The organism is Chitinophaga filiformis (assembly GCF_021646545.1).
GTDB classification, from domain to species: Bacteria; Bacteroidota; Bacteroidia; order Chitinophagales; family Chitinophagaceae; genus Chitinophaga; species Chitinophaga filiformis_A.
Genome location: NZ_JAKIRP010000019.1, coordinates 1 through 23,322 on the forward strand (window position 1 = coordinate 1; position 23,322 = coordinate 23,322).

Consider the following 23,322-nt stretch of genomic DNA (forward strand, 5'->3'; position numbering starts at 1 on the left):
ACGACGATGTGAAGCCGGTTATAACAGCAGACTTCCCGAAGATCGTATATGTACAGTGTCTGAAAGATGTGCCTGCTAAGCCCAATCCAACTGGTACAGACAATTGTGACGGCAACGTTACACCTGTATACAGTGAAACCGGCAGCGGCACTGCATGTGACTCTACCATCACCCGCAAGTGGGTATTCTCCGATGCATGTGGCAATAAAGATTCTGTAAGCCAGGTGATCAAGATCAAGGATAATATCAAACCTGTACTTGCCGGTACTGCAGCTAATGTCAATGTAAAATGTGCTAAAGACATACCTGCGGCTGCAAACATTACCGCTACTGACAACTGCGATGAATCACCAGACGTTCATTTCAGTCAGAAAGTAATAGACAGCACCTGCGTGAACAGGTTCAAGGTCATTCGCAAGTGGTGGGCTGAAGATGCATGTGGCAATAATTCCGACACTATTACACAGGTCATCACCGTTTACGACGATGTGAAGCCGGTTATAACAGCAGACTTCCCGAAGATCGTATATGTACAGTGTCTGAAAGATGTGCCTGCTAAGCCCAATCCAACTGGTACAGACAATTGTGACGGCAACGTTACACCTGTATACAGTGAAACCGGCAGCGGCACTGCATGTGACTCTACCATCACCCGCAAGTGGGTATTCTCCGATGCATGTGGCAATAAAGATTCTGTAAGCCAGGTGATCAGGATCAAGGATAATATCAAACCTGTACTTGCCGGTACTGCAGCTAATGTCAATGTAAAATGTGCTAAAGACATACCTGCGGCTGCAAACATCACCGCTACTGACAACTGCGATCTGAAACCAACTGTTTATTTCAAACAGAAAGTAACAGACAGTACCTGCGTGAACAGGTTCAAGGTTACCCGTAAGTGGTGGGCTGTAGACGCATGTGGTAATAAGTCTGACACTATAACTCAGCTGATCACCGTTTACGACGATGTGAAGCCGGTTATAACAGCTACCTTTGACAAGGTTGTCAATGTACAGTGTCCGAAAGACATCCCTGCTGTTCCAACGCCGACTGCGACCGACAATTGTAACGGATCTATCCAGCCTGTATTCAGTGTTAAAGGTAGTGGCACCGCTTGTGACTCTACCATTATCAGGAAGTGGATATTCACCGACGCATGTGGTAACAAGGACTCCGTAAGCCAGGTTATCTATGTTAAGGACAATACCGCTCCTGTAGTAACATTCAAACCAGCAAACAAGATCATATCCTGTACATCACCTGTTGTATTTGGTACGCCTACCTTCTCAGACAACTGTGGAAGTGTAACAGTAACTTATACAGACAGGAAAGAAGGTACAGAATGTCCGTTCAAGCATTTCCGCAAATGGACAGCGACGGATAAATGTAAAAACAGTGTAACATTTGAACAGAGCATTATTGTTGCATGCTGCGCTCAGTGTAGCTTCACACAGGGCTTCTATGGCAACATAAATGGTACGGCATGTACACCGTCCGGCACAACAACTACTGCTAAGCAGATCATGAGTGCTGCAGTCGATGCACAGCCTGGTGACTCAGTCATCTTTGGTCTGAAAGCCACTGGTAAGTTCTTTACTTTGTTCCTGAGCGACATCACCAACGACAACATCTTCAAGATGCTGCCTGGAGGTGGTACGCCTGTGGCACTGAAAGGTTATGCAACCTTTAGTAAGACGAACACATGGGCTAATGTACCATTGCTGACAACCACCAGCAATTTTGGAAAGATCAATAATATCCTGTTGTCTCAGACAATGTCTATGTTCTTCAACCTGCACCTGTCACCAACACTCAAGGACCTGCAGTTGAAGGGAGATACATTGATGACAGTGAAACCAATCGCCTGTGGCAGCAATACGCTCAACCAGACAATTCAGAAGTTTGTAATACCGCCTAGTGTACTGAACTACCTGAAATCAGTAGGTAAAGCCAATGTGGCTGGCCTGTTTGAACTGGCAAATCTGTACCTGGGAGGACAGACAGTAGCAGGAGTGGCTATTGCAGACGTAAGTAAAGCTGTAGATGCTATTAACAGGGCATTCGATGGTTGCGCAGCGCTTGTTGGATGGGGCACTTCTTCCAGTGTAAATACTGCAAGAGTATCCGATGAACCGGTTGTTGCTCCTGCCACCGATCCTAAGGTAGCACAGCCTGTTGAGGCTACATTGAATGTTACAGTATTCCCGAACCCATACAATGATAAGGTAATATTCCGCTTCGTTGCACCAACTACCGGACTGACTAAACTGGAAGTTTACAATGTTCTTGGTCAGCAGATCGGTCAGCTCAATTATGGCATGGTTGACAAGGGTACTCAGCATACAATCGAATATCATGTACCATCTCAATTCAGGGACGTATTACTGTATAGATTAAATGTCGGTGAACACTTCAAAACTGGTAAAGTAATACCTGCAAAGAAATAGTAACCATTTAACCATCTCTAATACCTTCAGAGAGTGCTCCGGGATCCGGGGCACTCTTCTTTGTACCCTGCCGAAAGATATATCGCCTATGATGCGGCCACCTTAACATCTTTTTTTTGTTTTTAGTGCAAAACAATTCGACCTTTGTGTTGATACCTGTGCTTAGATTTTATCCGCGGACGTCCAACCGCCTTCTACCTCTCCGATTTTTTTAGCCACATACTATAAAGACCTATCATCTGTCTGGTAGTCATCAAGGAAAACGCGTGAGTGCTGAGCAATTAAAACCACCGTTACAAAGTGTCATTGCCTATATACGCTACGCATTTTCGGTAGCAGGTTTCCCAAATAACGCCGGCTACATTACATGTAGAACCACGTATTACCTGAAGGTGCATCCATCAACCAAAACAAACCTTACCATTTATGCATGCAGTACATTTACCCTTTTGCGTTTTGCTGAATGCCATACAAAGATGGAGCGTAGGGCTGGCGCTGACCCTCTTGCTACTGTTATTGCTCCAACTGACGACCGGTGCACAGTCGGTTCGCTCTGATAGCAAAGCCGATACCACTGTAACAAGCGCCAAAGACATTCCTGCGGTCGCACCCGCCACGGCTACTGATAACTGCGATTCGAAGCCGACTGTTTATTTCAAACAGAAAGTGGTGGATAGTACCCACGTGAACAACTTCAAGCTTATCCGCAAATGGTGGGCTGAGGATGCATGTGGTAATATTTCCGATACCATAACACAGGTGATTACCGTTCATGACAATATAGAGCCGGCACCCGGTATAACAACCATAGCGCCTGTCACCGATCCGAAGGTAGCAGCACAACCTGGTAAGACTACTTTGGATGTCACCGTATTCCCGAATCCGTACAATGACAAGCTGGTATTCCGCTTCATAGCGCCAACTACCGGACTCACTAAACTGGAAGTTTACAATGTTCTTGGTCAGCAGATCGGTCAGCTCAATTATGGTATGGTTGGCAAGGATACTCAACATACCATTGAATATCTTGTACCATCTCAATACAGAGACATATTACTGTATAGATTAAATGTCGGCGAATACTTCAAAACTGGTAAAGCAATACCTGCAAAGAAATAATACCTTTAACCACCCCGGATAATCACATAGAGAGTGCTCCGCCTTTGGAGCACTCTCCCTTTTGTAACTACCTACAGGTAATACTCTTCCACGGAAAACACGGCGCTATTAGCTAATCATCAACTCCAGGGAGGGCATACCTACCGGTCGACGGCTAATACCCCTCTCCCGGGAAATTGGACTACACTTCCGGCGATCCTGGTGTCTCCCCACCCCCGTTCTACCTCATCAGTAGTTCCGGGAACAAGCCTCATTTTTTATCTCCGTTAACGCTCTTTTTTCCCGCTTTTCTGTACCTTTAGTTCACCAACTACGTCTAAGCCACCCGACGCCAACTACATCGAAACATTACTTCAGGCTTTTCCTTTCCGGATACGTTACGTACTGACAGCACTTTTTTCATCTATTTAACTCCTTAACTATGCGAACAGTAATTCTACTCCTGTTTCTAGCCTTTTACGGCGCATTTACCCACGCGCAAACCTGTACTACACCTTACCGTATTGTTGTATTAGGCTCTTCTACTGCGCAGGGAATAGGTGCAACACCTAATCGCGGCTGGGTAGCCCTTTATACACAGTATCTGAAAGGCATTAACACCAACTACCAGGTATACAACCTGGCTGTAGGCGGTTATACCACCTACCACATTAATCCAACCGGCTATGTTGCGCCAGCTGACCGGCCATATCCGGATACAGCGCATAACATCACTAAAGCTTTGTCCCTCCTGCCACACGCTATTATTATCAATCTGCCCACCAACGATGTTGGCCGCGGTTACACCCTGACAGAACAACAAGCCAACTACCAGCGCGTTGTTGCTGCAGCTACAGCACGGGGTGTGAAGGTCTGGGTAAGTACTACGCAACCACGTAACGACTATTCCGCACAGATGGTCGCGAATCTCAAAGCAATGCGCGACTGGACCTTCTCTTACTTTGGCGATAAATCCATCGACTTCTGGACAGGCATGCACCAACCCAATGATTCTATCAAGTGGGCATACAGTTATGGGGATGGTATTCATTTCAACGATTCAGGACACTATGTATTATACACCCGGGTAGTTGCCAGGAACATCCCGCAGACACTCTGCAACGGTACGACACCGCCTCCGCAGATACCCGTTGTGTTAAATAGCTTTACCGTTACAAACAATACCAATAAACTGCAGCTCAACTGGAGCACAGCTTATGAAAAGAACGTGAAACGTTTCCTCGTACAGCGAAGTACTGACTCCGTCAATTTCAGCGCCCTCGCTACCGTCACTGCGACGGGAAACGACAGTACCGGGCGATCATATACTTACCTCGACACCGTACTCCGCAAAGTAAAACAGTTCTACAGGCTGGACGTTATCGTGGCAGACACGCATTATATGTACAGTGCCATTAAATCGGGCATACCCGATACCGCCTATGGCACCACACCACAGTTGCCCGTTGCGTTAAGCAACTTCACTGTTACGAACAACACCAACAAACTACAGCTCAACTGGACCACGGCTTATGAGAAGAATGTGAAACGTTTCCTCGTACAGCGCAGTACAGACTCTGTTAATTTCAGCGCCCTCGCTACGGTAACTGCAACAGGAAGCGCCACCGCCGCCCGCTCATACACGTATCTCGACACGGTGATCCGTAAAGTGAAACAGTTTTACAGGCTGGATGTTATAGTGGCAGACACGCATTATATGTACAGCGCCATTAAATCGGGCATACCCGACACCGCCTATGGCACCAACACTTATTTCAACATTACTAATCTCCAGGTACAGCCCAATAAGGATAAGTTACAGATACTCTGGTATAGCCACAATGAGAAAAGCACTAAGCAGTTTAACATACAACGCAGCAGTGATTCGCTGAACTGGAATGTTGTAGGAACATTAGCCGCAGCAGGCAATTACACCGGCTCGCGCTTCTACAACTTCGTTGATCCTAATATTTATTACCGGGTGCAATATTACCGGCTCGACATGGTAACCACTACCAACCTTCATTTCTATAGCGCTGTCGTAAAAGGCATGCCTGACACCATGTATACGCAGCCATTCCGGCTCGCTACTTTCACCGTTACGCTGCAGCAATCCAAAGCACAGCTCAACTGGACCACGAGTGCAGAGAAAAACACAAAGAACTTCACAATAGAACGCAGCAGAGATACGCTGACATGGCAGGCTATCGGTACTGTTAACGCAGCCAGCAATTCAACTACTACCCGTTCCTACAGTTTCCGTGACACCGCTACACTGACAGGCACTGTATATTATCGCCTCAACATGCTGACGCATGATAACAGGCGCTTCTTCAGCAAAGCGGTAAAATTCACTTTCCCGGCCACACTCACCATGAGCGCGCGGCGGACACCTCTTCTTCCTTTTACAGGAGAATTCGAACCTGTACGGCTGGCGCCTAATCCGATAGAGGAAAGCAGCCAGTTACTCGGACTACCTCCGGGCAACCATACCGTCAGAATCTTCGACTTCTCCGGCCGGCAGATCTACTACAATCCACAGTTCCAGGCAGGCAAGAAAATAGAAGGCAGTCGCTGGACACGCGGTGTTTATCTTATCATCATCGATGAAGGGAAATACCGGTTGAGGATTATCAAACAGTAACTTATAGCTTCTCTGTCAGTAAAAAGGGGGCCTGTATCACATGTGATGCAGGCTCTCGTCATTTGAGTAGCTGATGGGGACAGGTGATTGTTTCAGCAGTTCTCAGGACGTTCATTTATGCTAACATCCTCTCTTTCTTCGGAAAGCAGGCCAGAAGCTTCATCTCTTCAGGGTTCCCACGAAACATCACCATGTCATCTTCAGCATCTTTCATCGGAGAAGGCGCAGTCCTTGTTTAAGCACTGCCGGCGGCTTCGTTTATTTGTGATACATGCTGTTTTCGTTATTTTCACGTCTGATGACGAGTAGCGGGCATGTGTAGCTGCTATCGCAAAAATTATAATCGTGGAAATCAAACTGGGGTTAAAAGAGAACTGGCAGCAATTCTCCCTGCTGGTACTGATAAACATGTTCGTGGGTGGCATGGTGGGACTGGAAAGAACGGTGGTGCCGCTGGTGGGCACAGAAGAGTTTAAAATAGGATCTGACCTGCTGATATTTTCGTTTATCATCGCATTTGGCGTTGTAAAAGCTTTCACCAACCTGGTATCGGGCGTACTTGCTGACAGGTATACCCGTAAGCGGATATTGATCTTTGGATGGCTGGCCGGTCTTCCCGTCCCCTTTCTGCTGGCATGGGGCCCTACCTGGAACTGGATCATCGCCGCAAATGTGCTATTGGGCATCAGTCAGGGCCTGGCCTGGTCTATGACGGTGAATATGAAAATTGATCTTGTTGGTCCGGGGAAAAGAGGTCTTGCAATGGGCCTCAACGAAGCCGCGGGTTATGGCGCTGTTGGCCTCACCGCCCTGCTGACCGGCTATCTCGCTTCCCGCTATGGCCTGAGGCCTCAACCATTCTATATTGGTATTTTTTATACCCTTGCAGGCCTGCTATTGTCTGGATTTGTAGTCAGGGATACACGTAGTCATGCGCAATTCGAATCAGCGCAGCATCAAACTACCTCTCCGGCCCACAAGCCTGACTTATTCTGGGTTTTCAGGGAGACCTCTTTCCGCAATAAAAATCTGTTTGCTATTTCACAGGCTGGTTTGATCAATAATTTGAATGATGGTATGTCATGGGGCGTGTTCCCCTTGTTGTTTTTATCTGCCGGTGTTAGTCTGCAGGGCGTAGGCTGGATAAAGGCCGTCTATCCTGTTGTCTGGGGAGTGGGTCAGATTATTACCGGCCCGCTAGCAGACCGTATAGGCAGAAAACCGCTTATTGTATGGGGCATGATCATACAGGCCGTGGGACATGTGGTGATCGGTACGGAAATGTTGCCCCCCTTTGCTTCCGGCATCTCAGGATCTGTACTGCTGGGCATAGGAACTGCGATGGTGTATCCTTCTTTGCTGGCAGCGGTAAGCGATGTCGCTCACCCTTCCTGGCGGGCGTCTTCATTGGGCGTGTACCGCTTCTGGCGGGACATAGGCTATGCCGTAGGAGCGGTTATGTCGGGTGTTGTAGCAAATATGCTGGGGTTGATATGGGCAGTGCATGTAGCGGGCGCGATCACGTTTTTGTCGGGTGTATTTGTGTGGGTGCGGATGCGGGAGACGGTGAGATGATATGGTCTCCTTGTTATTAAGTAACATTGTATGGGGTTGGCTCACCATCCAGAGCACTCCTTTTAAGAGCACTGACTACGGGAGTACAAAATGATTCTTTATCCAAATCCCGTGAAATCAGTTTACTTTATATCCCATATTTAAAGTTACCATGCTCAACCCAATAAGAAGACACCTTTTTCACCTTACCCTTGCCATCGCCGTCCTTTCCTGCGGCCAGCCCAAAAAACAGCAGGAGAACGCATTTAGCTCAGCAGCGTTTACTGCCCTTCCTAAATATCCGATCAATGGGCTTTTAAGCGATTTCGACCTGCTCGTCAGCAGTCTGAAAGAGGCACATACCGGCATATACTGGTATTCCTCCGTTCAATCATTCGACAGCCTGGTAAGCATCCAGCGTGCAATGATAAAAGACAGTATGAACGGGTTTCAGTTCTACAACATCGTTGCCCCGATCGTGGCTTTCACCAAAGAAGATCATTGTGATATCAGTCTCTCAGAAGAACTGAAAGCCTTTCAACGGCAACAAGGAAAGTTCCTGCCGTTGTCAGTACTCAATTCCGGTGATGATGCCTTTATTTTAAATGATAGTGTTTCCGGGCGGTCTTTCAAAGGAGCGCATGTCGTTGAAATCAATGGCTTGCCTATTAAAACGATCAAAGAAAAGATCTACCGGACTTTTGGATCAGACGGCGACATCATGAGCTCCAGGATTGCATTCCTGGATGGGATCCGCTTCGCCGTTGAATATGCTAAGGTAATTGGTCAGCCGGAAAGCTTTGAGATGACACTAATGTCTCCTTCAAATGAACGGAAGGAAACAGTGTCAGTCAAGCCGGTAGCATTTACAACGCTTAAAAACATAGAAACAATAGTAAACAGTACCTATCAGACGAATACCAGTAAACTACCTGCCTCATTCAGATATCTCGATGGAAATACCGTACTGCTTACCTTTAATACCTTCAGCAATAGCAGCTTTCGTAAGCATAATATGAATTTCCGGCGGTTTACAGATTCCTGTTTTAATATCCTGTTAAAAGCGCAGGCTGGGACGCTGATTATTGATATGCGTGAAAATGGCGGCGGTTCTGAGGGAAATGAAGATTATCTCTTTTCCTGGCTTACAGACAAACCATACATCAAGTATGACAGTGTGGAGTTATCCCGATTTGAATTCAGCTTCATCGATCATACAGACTATGCCGTGGACAGTGAGAAAATAGCGCTATATAAGGAGCTCCGTGATGAAAACGAATTGACGGCCAGTGGAAGAATATTGCGCAAGAAAGGGATCTATACCCCGACACCTCCCAGGGTCCATCCTTTCAAAGGTCGCCTGTATATTCTTACGAGTGGCTGGACATATTCCGGAGGGGCAGAATTCTGCAGTCTGGTAAGGGAGCATACGAACGCCGTATTTATCGGACAGGAAACCGGTGGCGGGTACTATGGCAATACCAGCGGAACTTTACTGGAGCTTACGCTGCCCGTAACAAAGCTTAGCATCTCCATTCCCATACTCAGATTTAATCTGGCAGTACATAAGGGTATTCCTGGCCGTGGCGTGATCCCAGACTTTGAAGTCAGCCCTTCATTCGAGGCTTTTAGTAAAGGAATTGATCAGGAATTAAATAAGGCGCTTTCACTCACACCGGCTACCGGGGCAAAATGATGTTGCACCAATCTGCTATTGTAGCGGGTCAGCAATATTTCCTTTATTCCACCCCCTGGCAGGTTGGTACAAGATTCCTTGCTATTCCGCTATTGTAGCGGGTTGGTACAAAATTTCCTTTTCTCCTTTATAAATACGCAGCTCTGCGGGAGGTTCGTTCCCTACTCCCAGTACGGTAAAAGAGCAGTTATACACGTAGCCGTTATTTTTGAACTCATATCTGTGGTTACCGCCGGTACCTTCGGGTATAAATTCTCCATTTTCTATGATGAGGTCAGGTTTATCGCTCTGTTTATTTTTTAAAGACCAGGAAGCATAACGGTAAGTTCCGTCGCTCATCTCATCTATCCTGACCCTGAACTTTCCTGTTTCCACGAGGCATACCGGCCGCTTAAAGTCCTTTAGAGATGAGTAAACCAGTTTTCTGTCTTTATCTACCAGAAGGGCCCTCTTTTTGCCTTCAGCAGCTGACTGATAATTCACTGCGATCAGCTTACCATCTTCATTCAGCCATAGCTGTCCGTTACGCAGCATCAATCCGCGCCATCCCATTTTTTGCCAGTCCTTCCCGGGAGCCGAAGTAACTATCGACTTAACCAGCGAATCATCAAACACTTCATTGTATCTGCTTAAAAACTCCTGTTTGTTTTTTATCGGTGGGAGCGGGTATTCTCTTTTTAACGGGAAAACAATCTTCCTGGATAAAGCCTCTTTATCCTGACGTTTTACATCGGCGATAAATTTGGAAATAAGCGCCTGATATTCAGCAGTGATTGTCTGGCTGAAGGCAGCGGGAAGGAAATACAGCGTTAACAGTAATGTGATGATGAATGGCTTTTTCATTTTGATAAAAATCATTTAGCAGCAAAGATACCAAAACGTGAATGTCTTTACATTGCGCGTATTTTTTTCTATTTTGTGGCTGCAGATCCCGATCCATGCGGGCTATTTCTTTAAAGCATATCGGGAGCACCTCTGCCTGGCAGATCCAAACAATTAGTGGCTTTAAATGTAGGTTTCCCTCACCGACAGCTATCTTACCTCTCAAACGCCCAACGAAAACCATTTTCCGTCCATTTTCTCTGATCAAGTCCAACCCATGTCCTACTCATGTTCGGTTCAACTTCTATTCTTCCAGTTCACTATAGGCTGATTATAAGCTCACTATAATAGCATTATAGAGATATGGAAAAGCACCTTTAGTTCCCTTATAATGCCGGTAAAGAACAAGGACATAAGCGAACAAAGAAGCTATCTATCAGCTTGTTAATGCCGATTTCTTCGTAAATTGCACAATAATCTATTGCATGTTATGGCCCAAAACTTCAACATTATTACCCAGGGTCTTTCTGGCCATGTCGGAGACCTTATCTTTTACGAACGGAACGGCAAACCATTCTGCCGTAGAATGCCCCAGTATGGCCCGGACAGCATGTCTGCCGCCAGCAAACAAAGCAGCCGTGAATTCGCCAAGGCCAGTAAGGCCGCAAAATCGATCCGTTCTGCCCTGAACGGTATATGGACTCCCGCGCGGGACGAAACGACCGTATTCAGGCTAAATAAAGCCGTTTATGCGGCGCTGAGAGAGGACACCCTGCATCCGAGAGGCAAACGTGTATTCAATGCCGCAGCCCTGCATCAACACCTCGAAGGTTTCCGGTATAACAAGAAGGCCGTCATGACCATCGGCGGGATAGACACCATCCGACAGGACAATGGCGCGGTGGTGGTGAAGCTGCCCACTAACTGGCAAAACTGGCTGAAACCGCCGAAAGATGCCCGTTATATACAGCTCCAGGCCGTGGCATTGGACATGGACCTCGAGCAGCAGACCTGTCTTGGGACCACAACGGCCGCCATTTGCGTTCGGCTGGGGGAAAAACAACACTCCCTGCTGTTGCCGGTTGCACCGGCGAGGGCCACTGCTACGATCGTTCTTTTGCAGATCCGTTTTCTGCATACTAATACAGGGATCCATACCTCCCATAAAGCCAGCAGCGAGCAGGCATTTGTGACAGCTGTGCTGGAACCGGTATTACCATTGGAAGAAAAAGCAAAGCATCCGCAGCAACCAGCCAAAACATCCCGGATTGCAAAGAAAAGCCGCTCCGCAGCGGATATGCTGAGAGCTACCGCCGGGCAAGACCAGGTCACTAGGCCCCTTCACAGGGAAAGCAGGGAACAGATCATTCAAAGGGAATGGGTAGCTATACCAGAAGAAGGTCCACCACTAACAGTCTTTCATCAATACGACTGTGACCAGTTTCTAGTCTGATCAACTTATTGCTGTTTTGACGGTATCTGTCGATTGTTACTCACTGTGACAATCAGGTAATTTTACGCCCATATAATAAGTAAAGCCGCTCTGTGAGCGGCCTTACAATTCTTTTATGCCCCCACCGGAAGCTATATTCCGCCGGCGTCCGATTCAATAACGGTTTAATATTTCCCAAAACATGGTTTCCCATATGCAATAACATCGCACACACGTAATATACCGGCTACTTCTTTTGCAGCTCGTTCTTTACGGTCCTCACTACTAATCGCGTGATATTACCAGCCCTCGGCTTCATATCATCCTTCACGGAAGATCTCAGCAGCAGTCCTGTTTTAATATCCACATGGATCGTTCCCTTCCTGGAATAAGAGGCCTGAATATCGTTATTAACAGCCGTAGCTGAGGATACAGCTATCTCCATCTCATTTCCCTCCTCTGCCTTCACGGTATATTCTGCCCTCAATGGACCTACATGGTGATTATCATCTTTATACCATTTATCTCCCACGCCAACTTCTTCTTCAGGGATATAAGAAAACGCTGCATCAAAGATCTTCCGGATCTCTTCATTGTTAACGGTAACACGGGTTGTTTTACCAAAGGCCTTAACAGCAGGGTCATCCTCTCCCATGCTTTCAAGCGCAACGTTAACAAGTGTATCTACTCCCGTTACATTTTCTACACGCCAGTCAGGGTTTATGTAAACAGTAAATGATTTTCCCAGCATCCCCTCTCCCAGTTTACGCAGGTGGTCATTCTGTGTGTGCAGTTCATCGCCGATGCTCTTTACTACAAACTCATTAAAGTCGTCCGAGTTAAACCCTGTAAGGTCATGTGTAAACAGGTGTTCTGTACGCTGGTTAATTTTCAGGTAAGTTGCCCTGATCATCAACTTGCCTTCGGACGTCTTTCCTATTACACGCAGGAACCAGCTGGTTGAAAAGTTCTGATTGATAGTACGTACCCCCTCGTCGTGAATGTCGGAAATGGCTGTGTTTCTGAAAACGTATTGCTCCCCCGGAGCTAATACCGGCATGATTGTCCTCTTTACCTGTGCGGATAAGATTGTTGAAAAGAAGATAAGGCCCGTCAACAGGACAGTACTCTTATTGGTCATAGGTATATGCGATTAGTTTAAGGAAACAAATATATTAAAATGATTATATAAAGTAAAGGAACATGTGACCACCGGTAGTTCCGGATGTTATGAGATGAGGTTAAAAGATACGAGCACAATGGTGACACTCACACAGATCAGCGCCACCAGGAAGACATAATCAGCCACCTTTTCCAGGCGCTCACTTCTCCGCTCATCTTCCGCCCGCATGGACAGGAAGGAAAGAAAACAGCTGGCCATTAAGAGTAATGAGGCTATGCCGGTACTATCATCAATCAGCGTTCCATGGTTGAAATGCATGACTTTGATTGAGGTCAGCACGATCAGGCAAAAACCAAGCAGATTGGTAGATGTATTGAGGATATGTGGCGATTTGCTTCCGTTAGCCATATAATGTGCTGAATTAAGCCCAAAAGTTAAGTAAAAGGTTGTTTTTAATGGGTTTATCGGGAAATTTATAAGGGAAATTTAACAAAGTGAGTGAGTGTTAGTACTTTCCTGGTCGACGATTGTTCAGTAACAGGCGTGACGAGCGAGCGAATCGTACGACAAAAATAAGCCACGTTGCTCGCGCTCCAAAGCAGTCGTTTCACAGACAAGAGACCAAACCTACCTGAATGGCGCACTTATTGTGCTTCCATAACTTTCATAGGTAACTATTGGAATTCATTTCCGAACAACATAAAACCAGTTATGCAAGTTGCGATTAAAAGAGCTTATGATCCTGCCGATCCAAAGGACGGCTACCGCGTCCTCGTTGATCGGATATGGCCGAGGGGCATCAAAAAAGACGATGCAGCGATTGATCAATGGCTGAAGGAAGTGGCTCCATCTACAAAGCTAAGAACATGGTTTGGGCACGATCCGGCCAAGTGGAAGGAGTTCAAAAAGAGATACAAGGATGAGTTAAAGGATAATGAAGCATGGGAGGAGCTGCAGGCTTTGGCGAAGGAAAAGAAGAAGGTTACGCTGGTGTATGGGGCGAAGGATGAGGAGCATAACCAGGCGGCAGTGTTGGAGGAGTTGTTGGTCGGAGACGTCCGATAGCGGCAAAAAATTATTCTTCAAAATAATTCATAAATGACATCAGACATTCAGAGAAAGGCCGCTGCCTGTTGCTCAAGATCTCCGAGCGACATATCTCCTTTAAGGGCACCACAGGATACCGGAGCGAAACAAAATAAGCCCAATCATGGCTTGGTTTCATAAAAGGATCTGTATTAATCACGCGCCTGAAAGCACTATCCCGGGTCATACATTGCACCCACATATTGATGCATTCTCCCGTCACAACCCTTAATTTTTTTGTTCTAAGACTATAACTGAATGCTTTTGTTACATTATCTCTATTAACGACGACCACAACTGCCGCTGTCGCAAAGGCGCGATTGCCAATTACCTGGACGACTTCATTCTTGTCGAGTCTTACTTTATTGACAAAACTATCTACAGTTGACAGGTACGATTTAAGATCGAATGAAGAATAATAGTTGCATTCGCATTCGAATTTAAATTGAGCGCAGACGTTGTTGCCGAAAAAGAATAGTAATAGTAAAACACTCAAATGACGCATAGCAGATATCTAAACTTTTTTTTATAACGGTATTATTTGGAACTCATACTCTCATCATTTCTACTCCCTCCGCCTTTCAGGCAACAATGTGAAACGTGCTTACCTCCTGGAATAAAAGTCGCGGACGAAATCCTAGAAGATGAGTGCTATGCTCTTAACAACATTCCTTGGAAAAACACTGACAAGTGTTGCCACTCGCCACCCAGAAATAGCATTCAGAACCCCGCCCGGACAGCAAATAATTCTCTGACAGTGTTAAAAATTCAACAATCACATAGTCATCGTTCTCTGTGAATGGCTGCACTTGGCGCAATGATAGGTAGACGTCGCAAATAAGCGTTACTGCTCGAGATATATTCTGTAGATCTACTCATGACAGTATTCAAAGACCTTCAGATGATAAAAATGTATTTTTATAATACAATCTTAAAATCACTCGCTTAGCTATTTGAAATAACGCAAGCACAAATACACTATCCGTTGAAGTGATAGGGACAACAGTATCTGGTTCAAATCTAATGTTGTTATAAATCACCATTAAAAAGATACTACCAAAATATACTGCGATGTCATAAACACTACAGATGAATAGTGGGAACCATTTAATTTTATCGGTTTTACCAAGTATGGAGTTGGTAACAAAAAAAGCAACAATGCCATAAATCAGCACCCAGCTTTTGACTGCAAACCAATTCACATTACTTAAATTATCCTGATACGAAATTGTAGAAAAATTTTGGGTAATGTAAAATATACTCTTACCCTGGTACAATGCAACGATAACGCCAACAAATAAAATATACAATGCCGCAATCCAAAGAACTTTGACCCTTATTTTCATATTAATATAATTTTCCAACGTCTTGTTTAGGTAGAGCAGGTTGAGATGAATTTATCAGTCCTGGGGACATTGAATAATGTGTAGTATGGGTATACACCACCCTATTGGTCACTGTATTTACAATTCGCTCGATCCGCTTATATCCAACTTGTATTCTAACTGTTTCTGAACCATAATAATCAACTGCGTCAACCTTCCCGGTTCGGCCATTAATCTGAGCTACTCCGTACCAAGCTTCAGCCTCAACATATTCACCAACTTCCTCAACTGTAATGCCCCAATCCGTGAGCGCCGTTGTTCCAAACGCAACTCCCAGTGCAGCAGTTAAATCTCCAGCATTACTACCCTCTGACGAAATAAGACCTGCGCCCTGCAATAAGTTTACCAAATACTCTGCACCTCGTCCGGCGGCAACTCCTAATGTCACTTGAAGAAGTTTTGATCTCCAGTAATCCGTTCCTGTTGGCTTTCTGCTATATGTTTTAATGTTCTTTGCATCAAACGTTAAATACTTAGACTTCGACCGTTTCGTATACTCGACTTGCTGTATCCATGGTTTATACCAGAGTGGATTTTTAAACTGGAACCCCTCATTATTTGCCGCTTTATTAGGATCTTCATCACCATCTTCACTGGATCGATAGATTGTTGTACCTTTTGACTGAATTTCTGCTATTGCATCTGCCATTGGCACTTCTTCCCCTGCATCATTCACATATCTTTTATTTTTTGGGTCATAAGTCAACCTACCATCCGGATCAATAAATCTTACTGGATTATTGTACGCGAAGTTGTATGGCGTCCACCGTCTTGACACTTCCAATAGTGGATCTATTGCAGCCCATCTGCCGACCTGTACATCGTATATCCTCGCTCCATAGTCATACATTTCGAACCCGCTTCCATCTCCGAACTCCTTACTCTGCAACTCCTTCCCATTATACCTCATCCTGTTCTCCGCATAATTCGGTCCTTTGAGCGCATTAGAACTAATTCCCGCCATCGTCAACCCATACGGATAATAATGCGTCTCCTCCAGCAACGGCCCACTATTCACTCCCAACACGACATTATCAAAGAACACATCCTGCTGACTCTCATTACTGGTATAAACATACAAAAATCCACTTTCTTCCACCGCCATTTTCTCAACTTCTAATTCCTGCAACTCATCCGGACTCTCCTTCACCTGCCGTACCCCACTATTACCCTCCACTAATTTAAAATCATCATCGAATAAAACAAAGTTCAAATAGGCTTTTGGTCGGTTTGACTGCCCATTATCATTGTTCTTCTCCTTTAAACGTTGATAATTAATATTATAGAACTCGGCATTAAAAGGCGTATTGTTAGCAATTGCCTCAGATGCATGCGATCCATTACCAGTTGCCGTACCTCCAAATGCCTGCACCAGACCCGCTACCATATCTTCTACAGGAGCCTTACTATTATTATCTGTTGGTCCCTGAGACTTATAGAACGCTCGTGCACTGATTTGAACCGTATCGCCGGCCATTACTCTCAACACCAATGAAGGACCAATCTTCTTTCCTCCTGTCTTCGCATTTAACTTCGCTACAAACTTGTTCTCTTCTGTAGTTTGATCTTCAGGATAGCCAGATGGTTTCTCAGTTCGTGTCTCCTCCACATTACTAAATAACGCCACTTCCTGGGCGGCCACTTCCGTTTCCATAGTCGCCGCATACATGGTCAAATCAGTCTGATCTGTCAACACCGTTCTTACGTTCCCGAGATGATCCTTCTCGAAATAATCGTAAGCATATTGCACCGGCTGCCCACTTTTATAAATAGGACGGATCCGACCTTCTTCATGACTGATCAATTCAAGGCTGTCTTGTTTATATACAAATGCTCCTGCATAGTCGGTCACAGTTGTCCTGGAAGAACTACCCGTGTTATCAAGTACAGTCTTGCTTAGCTTATTCCCGGTAGCATCATACTGATAAGTAATGGTACCCTTACCAGTAATAATTATTGTCGAAGGAAGATTCAGGTGATTATACGTGATTGACGCAATTCTTTTATTCAGGTCCACGGTCATATTACCATTTCCGTCATAGGCATAATCATCTGTTGATGTATTACCGTCAATGAAATCGCCCAACATCGCCGATCTGGTAATTGACGAATCTATATCACGTACCCCTCTTAATCTATTGCTAATATTATTTGAACTATAAGTGTACACAAGGCTGTCGATCGTCTTGCTTGTCGTACCGATCATGCCCTTTTGTAACATGGTTCTGATGTTTCCATTTGCATCGTAACTCAGATTGCTGACGGAAAAATCTTTTTTGTCCTGTGCCCAGCTACCTCCATTTTTCTGTGTAAAGTAAGCCCCTGTCAAGCGGTTAGCCTTATCATAACTATACCCGTAAGCCCAGGCGCTATCTGCGCGGGTTTTCCATTTAACACCCGATATATTACCATTATATTGACTGGAATCAAATCCATAATCATAGCTCAATTCCTGACCAAACCAATTCGAAGTACTACTACCGCTGTTCACAAAGTTCTTATTGATACCCTGTAACCAGCCACGGATGTTATAAGTATAATTTAAACTGTCGATCACACTGCCAGAAGATGCTACACCCAGACGCTTCAATTTCAATTGCCCTAATTCGTCATAACTGCTTGCCGCTACCAATCTTTCCTGACTAACATCATCATTTAATCGCTTTCTGACTGTAAGTAAGCGGCCACCGTGATCGTAGGTCATACTTGTCAGCAAGGTGCTTTGTAACGTAACGCTTTTCGGATTCTGATGACGGAGATAAGTCGCCAGTATGGCTCCTTTGAAATTATACAGCGTTGTCAACACATCCTTTCCTCCCAGATTGTTTTCACTTATTACCTGAATGGCTCGGCCCTTGTCATTGTAGTAAGTAGTTGTTGTCAACCACTTATTGGTTCCTAATACCCTTACTTTAGTACCGGTCACCAAACCCGTGGTCATACTACTCACCGGCAGCTTTTCAGGATACAAGGTATCTACAGCCAGCAGTTTACCGGTGTCTGTGCCAACAAAAGCCAGCTTACCCGAGTAATTGTAGTTGTCGTAAAATGTATAGGTAAGAGGGGTCAATGCCGAAGCAGAGATGCCAGGTAATGGATTAGTTGCAGTTATTGCTGTCGTATCACCAGCTGCAGCAGGATCAACCTTTGCCTCAGTTTCGCCCCCAACACCGGAGTCGAACCCGTCGAACATAGTTACACTGCTGGTTGCGGTATACAGCCTGCTGCCATCATGACTATAAACCGCCAGATCAGCTTCTGCGGGAGCTACATAAGAGATAGATCGGGATGCTGAAGCAGCGTTCATACTTGCCTGCAAAGTATCCCTGGTAGATGTTCACTTATAGATGGCTGTCATAGTGGGGCGATTCAACTCGTCATAGAAAGTAACCAGCCATTCCATAGGAGATTTGGTCCGCTGAACGGAGTCCTGGGTAAATACAAGCCTGTCGCGCACATCATATACCATGAATACCCTTCCTGCACCAGGTACCTTTTTCACCACCATACGTTGCCTTCCGTCATATTGATACTGGAAACACAATTCATCGGCAACTGCAGTGCTTATTGTCCAGGAACCCTTAATAGCGTCTACAGCCAAAGGCGGTATAACAAAGCGGAGATTTCCCAAATCGTCATACACATAATAAGTACATAACCAACCTATATGTCCCGTACCGGGATTACCTGAAATCTGCACCTTTTTCAATACAACCTGGCCCTGCTTATCCTTATATTCAATCACCTGGTTTCCCTGCTCATCAATAGTTACATTCTCCTGTAGTTGTCCCGCAGCGTAGTTGCCTGTACTGGCGGGTATCCCGGCTCCTATATTCCACAGTCTTACCGAATCAGCAACAGCATTCACCTGATATCGTGATTCTACAGGATGACTCACCCAGCTATTACCGGGTGCGTAGCCTTTAAGCGGTCTGTTAAGTGGAGATTGTTCAAATGTCTGCTGACTGTAGTAAACACTTTCTCCCACTACGCCCCGATTGAGTACTCCATTCTGAAAAAATGCTTTCTGCGCATTGAACGGGTCGGTTTTAAACTTACCATCGTTTACATTGCCCGACTGCTGCACGTAGGGAAGATACTTATATTGCTCTCTTCCATAGCTATCATATACCACTGGTGCCACAAAATCTTTTCCACTGCTACTTATACCTTTTGAAACCGTTTGTACCGGACGGCCAAGACCATCAAAGTATTGGGTAGTCTGCTTCACTTCCCTGATTTTCCTTGCAGAAGAAACAACCGTATTTGTATCCGTCAGCGGCATATCCGGCTCCCAGGTACGTACATAGTTGATAGTACTACTTGTGTAAGGAGTCGGTAAGGTCACCGGAGTCACGGCAGGCCGGGATGCACCTCCAGGCTTATTCTGCGCCTGCAGTGTTAAGTTCAGCAGCAGGCACAGGCTAGATATATAAAAGGAAATTTTGTTCATATAATGTCTTTTCAAGGATAGGCAACTATTGTGTGATCGGCCGGGAGTATTGATAGTCGAATACTTTCAGCACCTGTCCGTCATTGTCTCTTATAACTTTAAGACGTCCAAATCCATCATATTCGTAATAAGTGATCCTACCTGCGGCATCGGATTGACTGGTCATTCCCACCAATGGTTCATAACAGACACTGACCATCTGTGCAGTTGCCGGATAAAGTCTTAATTCATCGATAGTGATGGCACCACTTACTGTGACTGTTGAAATCCCGGCGTTTAGCCTATGTTCATAATAATTCCAACCTTTTTTGGTTGTAACCAGCGTACCAGTTGTTCCGTTCACGCTTGCTGAACCGGATTTGCTCCAATAAGAGACAATGAAACCATTAGTGGTGGATAGCCCTGATCTGGATACCGCTCCATTCCCTAAAGCATAGCATTGGTTCCCGGTAACTGCCTGTGTGGTATCCCGTATAGCAGACGGAATGGTCCAATAACCCGCGGCATCCGGCTCAAAGCTTGTATAAGCGATATCGTTCTGCGCTGCATTGCTTACCGTAGCAATCGGATACAACGTGTCATACCCCCAGACATAACTCTGCTTAATATCATTGTCCTTCTGCTGTTCCTGTATATTACCGTATAGGTCAAACTTGTTGTAGCGAATACGTGTCTCTAGGGCGTTTGATCCGAGCTGCAACTCTGTGTTCACTGGCAGCAATAATTTGCTGTCATTGTTCCAGTCAGTATAATTGGTATTGGCCAATAAAACAGGCCTGCCTCCTTTCTGTCGTATACTCTTCACCACATGTGATAGTATATTTCTATTCACCATTTTCTGATATACATTCCCGGAAGCGGCCAGTTTGGAAGGATAAACACTTGAATCACTAATCAACTCTCCATTACTGGCCCATGACTTTTGTAGCGTTGGTAGTGTATGCAAGAGGTCATCATACCTATACTCAGTAGATGTTGAAATCTTGTTGCCCGCATCATCCCAGGTAGTATCCGACTGATTGCTCAGCAACATCACACCAGAACGGTTAGGGTATGAGGTCAGCAAGAAATCTGTTGCCGCATAAACTGTAGTACTATTAACTTGCTGGCAACAGGTAGTCAGATACAGGTTTTTTATCTTCAGTGAATTTTCCAAAGTAGCCCTGTAAACATCATATTTAAACTGCTTAGTGCTAATAAGTGAATAGTTCGCACCTACACTTTTATAGGTATTCTCGTATTTCAGCTTATTATTCTTCCAGGAATTGGAGGTGAGAAATATGCCGATGTTATTGTAAGTAACAACACCCATCACCTGTAAATTTGCAATTTCCGGTTCCTCTGTATAAACATCATATCCATACTCCGTTTTACCATTCGACACTCCCATACTATCCACCTCATATTTTGTTACGAGCTTGTATAATAATGGGCTCCCGCTAAACTGTGATACAGGCAACACACTGTTTGCATGGTATATCCATGCCTCATTAGGAGGTGTAGGTGGAGTCAAATAATGGCAATTGGCGGCGGCACCCCGCGGTACTATCACCTCATAGTTAAGATCCCGGTAATATTGAGATGTAAGCATAGTTCCCGGCGAATATTCATATTTCTCCCGACCTAAAAACTTACCATTCACGTCATAGTTTGTGATAGTCTTGACCCTCAGTCCCCCAGATCTTTCGGTAACAAGCACGTCTCCCAGATTTTTTTTATACGAGATATCACAGTAGGCCGAAACACTTGGACTGGAAGTGTAGATATTTACTGTTAAATTATACGTATGCCCGGCAATAAGGGAGAGTCCTACATCGTTAACAAAATAAGAAGAAGACTCTTGTCCGTTCTGAATATAAAGAAATAAAACATTGGACCCCGTATTTTGATCTTTAAGTATTATCTCTGGCCGACCGTTCATCTGCTGACCGGCAAAAGCCGAGATATATGCTGTATATTTAAACTCTTCGTCGTCCGCATTTACAGTGAATGTCGTTGTAGTCGTCGACTGCACGCCCCCGACACAACTGGCATGCCGCGTAATATTCTGAGACTGCGTCTCATACTTTTCAAAGGCGTGCGGTTCAAATTCAAATACGGTCCGGCCTTTCGTAGGATATTCTATCGATGTCATAGTTCCAGCCTTCATTTTATCTGAATCCGGCTCCCTGTTAGCACTTCCAATATTATAATAAGCGCTCCAAAAGAAGATAGTCTGAGCGGGAATCAGCGTAACGTTATTCCAGGCCCCGTTGTTATATCCCCAGCGGTCCTGAGCGTAAGATTCCCGCGGGGCAAGTGCTGACGTATCGTAGGTCATCCGGTAAGTTTGGGGTGGTAGTGCACCACTAACCGGCAATATGGCGACGGAGTCTAACTTGAGTCTTTTCTTCTGTTCCGCGCTGGCAGCTGTAAAAACATTCCCTGACCCAATACTATTGAAGTAAGACTGATACAGTTTCATCCGCTTTACCTGTTTCAAACGACCGTTCAGATTTGAGTAGACAACGATTTCGCTTAGCCGCATGCCAGATCCGGTCACATCCTGCCGGTCACACGTATTGATGAATGAGATCCGTCCTCCTCTCCAGCTGATCTCCCGTGGATACGCCTCATTTAGCGTGATAGTCTGCGTTCTGGTTTCCTGTTCATTCTTAAACTGTATGACCGGAGCCGGTCCACACTCTGTAAATGTCTGTCCTATATAATGGGTAAAATTGGTACTCAACTGATAAGATCTACTGCAGGCGTTTTCATAACTGAAATATATCGTATCAGCACCATTGCTGTCTACCATTTTTGTCAGCCGCCAGGAACTGATGTAAGTATACAACCCTGACGCCACTGACATATCCGTAGAAGTGGTCTTCTCGAACAGAGACACAACCCCGTTCTCATCAGTGATCTTATAGAACTGCCCATTAGCTCCAACACCAGTCTCAATCTTATTGTTTGTAACAGGTATCTGCATAAAGGAAGAACTATTCCTTCGGTAAATGAATTTACCTGACGCACCATTAATATTATATGAATATATATCCGGCTCTGCATCACGAAGCCCCTTCTGTACCTCGTACAAATAAGTATAAAACGTTGCTGGAGAACCGGACACTGAATCAGGAGATGGCGCATTCCGAAATCCGAACTGGTCCTCATCAGGTATCCCTACCATTTGTCTGCTGATGGAACCAATGCCTGATAAAGCCCATCCCAAACCAACACTGGAAGCAACTTCGTCTATCCTCACGCCGCCAGCATGATAGTCCAGCGATACCGGCAAATTGATCTTCCCTATGCTGACATTAAACACGGGGATAGTAATAGAAGGGACACCCGTTGCATAGCTCACTGGTATATCACCAAATTTACCCAGACTGGCAACTTCCGGCGACTTGGGGGAAACATCAATGATACTTTGGAAGGTAGTACCCGACCTTATCTGGCCATTCACAGTTATACCTGCTATCAGACAAAGCAGCAAAAGAAATCGTCTCATAGGTAGAGATTGATTAACAAGTCATTTAATATATCATAAGAATTTCGGCCCTCAACTAAAAAAGCGCCTTCCTTATGGAGTAAGAT

Annotated in this window: 14 protein-coding genes; 7 read left to right on the forward strand and 7 right to left on the reverse strand. The window is 45.2% G+C overall.

From position 1 onward, the window contains the following. From L3C95_RS30680 to L3C95_RS30700, 5 genes are all read left to right on the forward strand, one after another. Positions 1-2,447: hypothetical protein (locus tag L3C95_RS30680; protein WP_236394272.1), on the forward strand; the 2,447-nt coding region annotated here is incomplete at its 5' end. 426 nt (positions 2,448-2,873) lie between these two features. Next, positions 2,874-3,566 (forward strand): T9SS type A sorting domain-containing protein, encoded by a 693-nt coding sequence (locus L3C95_RS30685; protein ID WP_236394274.1) that lies wholly within the window; start codon positions 2,874-2,876, stop codon positions 3,564-3,566. A 421-nt stretch (positions 3,567-3,987) separates the two neighbouring features. Then, the gene (locus tag L3C95_RS30690; RefSeq protein WP_236394277.1) at positions 3,988-6,189 is read left to right on the forward strand and encodes a GDSL-type esterase/lipase family protein; all 2,202 of its coding nucleotides are present in this window, start codon (positions 3,988-3,990) and stop codon (positions 6,187-6,189) included. A 345-nt stretch (positions 6,190-6,534) separates the two neighbouring features. Further along, on the forward strand, positions 6,535-7,764 hold the full coding sequence (locus tag L3C95_RS30695; protein WP_236394278.1) for an MFS transporter: 1,230 nt from the start codon (positions 6,535-6,537) through the stop codon (positions 7,762-7,764). 151 nt (positions 7,765-7,915) lie between these two features. Further along, entirely contained in the window at positions 7,916-9,439 is a 1,524-nt protein-coding gene (locus L3C95_RS30700) for a S41 family peptidase (protein ID WP_236394280.1), read from the forward strand. 81 nt (positions 9,440-9,520) lie between these two features. Here the strand turns inward: L3C95_RS30700 and L3C95_RS30705 are convergent, their stop codons facing one another. Beyond that, on the reverse strand, positions 9,521-10,282 hold the full coding sequence (locus tag L3C95_RS30705) for a hypothetical protein (protein ID WP_236394282.1): 762 nt from the start codon (positions 10,280-10,282) through the stop codon (positions 9,521-9,523). A gap of 469 nt (positions 10,283-10,751) precedes the next feature. Between L3C95_RS30705 and L3C95_RS30710 the strand changes: the two genes are divergently transcribed. Beyond that, positions 10,752-11,714, forward strand: coding sequence for a hypothetical protein (locus L3C95_RS30710; RefSeq protein ID WP_236394284.1), 963 nt, complete (start codon positions 10,752-10,754; stop codon positions 11,712-11,714). A gap of 226 nt (positions 11,715-11,940) precedes the next feature. Here the strand turns inward: L3C95_RS30710 and L3C95_RS30715 are convergent, their stop codons facing one another. Then, positions 11,941-12,834: a DUF6263 family protein gene (locus tag L3C95_RS30715; RefSeq protein WP_236394285.1), complete on the reverse strand. Its 894-nt coding sequence runs from the start codon at positions 12,832-12,834 to the stop codon at positions 11,941-11,943. An 87-nt stretch (positions 12,835-12,921) separates the two neighbouring features. Beyond that, the gene (locus tag L3C95_RS30720) at positions 12,922-13,224 is read right to left on the reverse strand and encodes a hypothetical protein (RefSeq protein ID WP_236394287.1); all 303 of its coding nucleotides are present in this window, start codon (positions 13,222-13,224) and stop codon (positions 12,922-12,924) included. A 303-nt stretch (positions 13,225-13,527) separates the two neighbouring features. Between L3C95_RS30720 and L3C95_RS30725 the strand changes: the two genes are divergently transcribed. After that, on the forward strand, positions 13,528-13,881 hold the full coding sequence (locus L3C95_RS30725) for a DUF488 domain-containing protein (protein WP_236394289.1): 354 nt from the start codon (positions 13,528-13,530) through the stop codon (positions 13,879-13,881). A gap of 908 nt (positions 13,882-14,789) precedes the next feature. On the opposite strand, the gene L3C95_RS30730 is transcribed toward L3C95_RS30725, so the two are convergent. Genes L3C95_RS30730 through L3C95_RS30745 form a run of 4 tightly spaced genes read right to left on the reverse strand, consistent with a single transcriptional unit; the run spans position 14,790 to position 23,236 of the window. Next, a complete protein-coding gene (locus L3C95_RS30730) occupies positions 14,790-15,248 on the reverse strand; it encodes a hypothetical protein (RefSeq protein WP_236394291.1) in 459 nt (152 codons plus the stop codon). Between the two features lies 1 nt (position 15,249). After that, positions 15,250-18,606 (reverse strand): RHS repeat protein, encoded by a 3,357-nt coding sequence (locus tag L3C95_RS30735; protein ID WP_236394293.1) that lies wholly within the window; start codon positions 18,604-18,606, stop codon positions 15,250-15,252. Between the two features lie 18 nt (positions 18,607-18,624). Then, positions 18,625-19,740, reverse strand: a complete 1,116-nt coding sequence (locus L3C95_RS30740; RefSeq protein WP_236394295.1) for a DUF6443 domain-containing protein — start codon at positions 19,738-19,740, stop codon at positions 18,625-18,627. Positions 19,741-19,765: 25 nt separating this feature from the next. Further along, the gene (locus L3C95_RS30745) at positions 19,766-23,236 is read right to left on the reverse strand and encodes a hypothetical protein (RefSeq protein ID WP_236394297.1); all 3,471 of its coding nucleotides are present in this window, start codon (positions 23,234-23,236) and stop codon (positions 19,766-19,768) included. Between the last annotated feature and the right edge of the window lie 86 nt (positions 23,237-23,322).

Coding starts and splice junctions, on each gene's coding strand:
- L3C95_RS30740 (WP_236394295.1), bottom strand. CDS start 19,740: ATGAACAAAATTTCCTTTTATATATCTAGCCTGTGCCTGCTGCTGAAC.
- L3C95_RS30700 (WP_236394280.1), top strand. CDS start 7,916: ATGCTCAACCCAATAAGAAGACACCTTTTTCACCTTACCCTTGCCATC.
- L3C95_RS30685 (WP_236394274.1), top strand. CDS start 2,874: ATGCATGCAGTACATTTACCCTTTTGCGTTTTGCTGAATGCCATACAA.
- L3C95_RS30690 (WP_236394277.1), top strand. CDS start 3,988: ATGCGAACAGTAATTCTACTCCTGTTTCTAGCCTTTTACGGCGCATTT.
- L3C95_RS30730 (WP_236394291.1), bottom strand. CDS start 15,248: ATGAAAATAAGGGTCAAAGTTCTTTGGATTGCGGCATTGTATATTTTA.
- L3C95_RS30720 (WP_236394287.1), bottom strand. CDS start 13,224: ATGGCTAACGGAAGCAAATCGCCACATATCCTCAATACATCTACCAAT.
- L3C95_RS30745 (WP_236394297.1), bottom strand. CDS start 23,236: ATGAGACGATTTCTTTTGCTGCTTTGTCTGATAGCAGGTATAACTGTG.
- L3C95_RS30715 (WP_236394285.1), bottom strand. CDS start 12,834: ATGACCAATAAGAGTACTGTCCTGTTGACGGGCCTTATCTTCTTTTCA.
- L3C95_RS30705 (WP_236394282.1), bottom strand. CDS start 10,282: ATGAAAAAGCCATTCATCATCACATTACTGTTAACGCTGTATTTCCTT.
- L3C95_RS30710 (WP_236394284.1), top strand. CDS start 10,752: ATGGCCCAAAACTTCAACATTATTACCCAGGGTCTTTCTGGCCATGTC.
- L3C95_RS30725 (WP_236394289.1), top strand. CDS start 13,528: ATGCAAGTTGCGATTAAAAGAGCTTATGATCCTGCCGATCCAAAGGAC.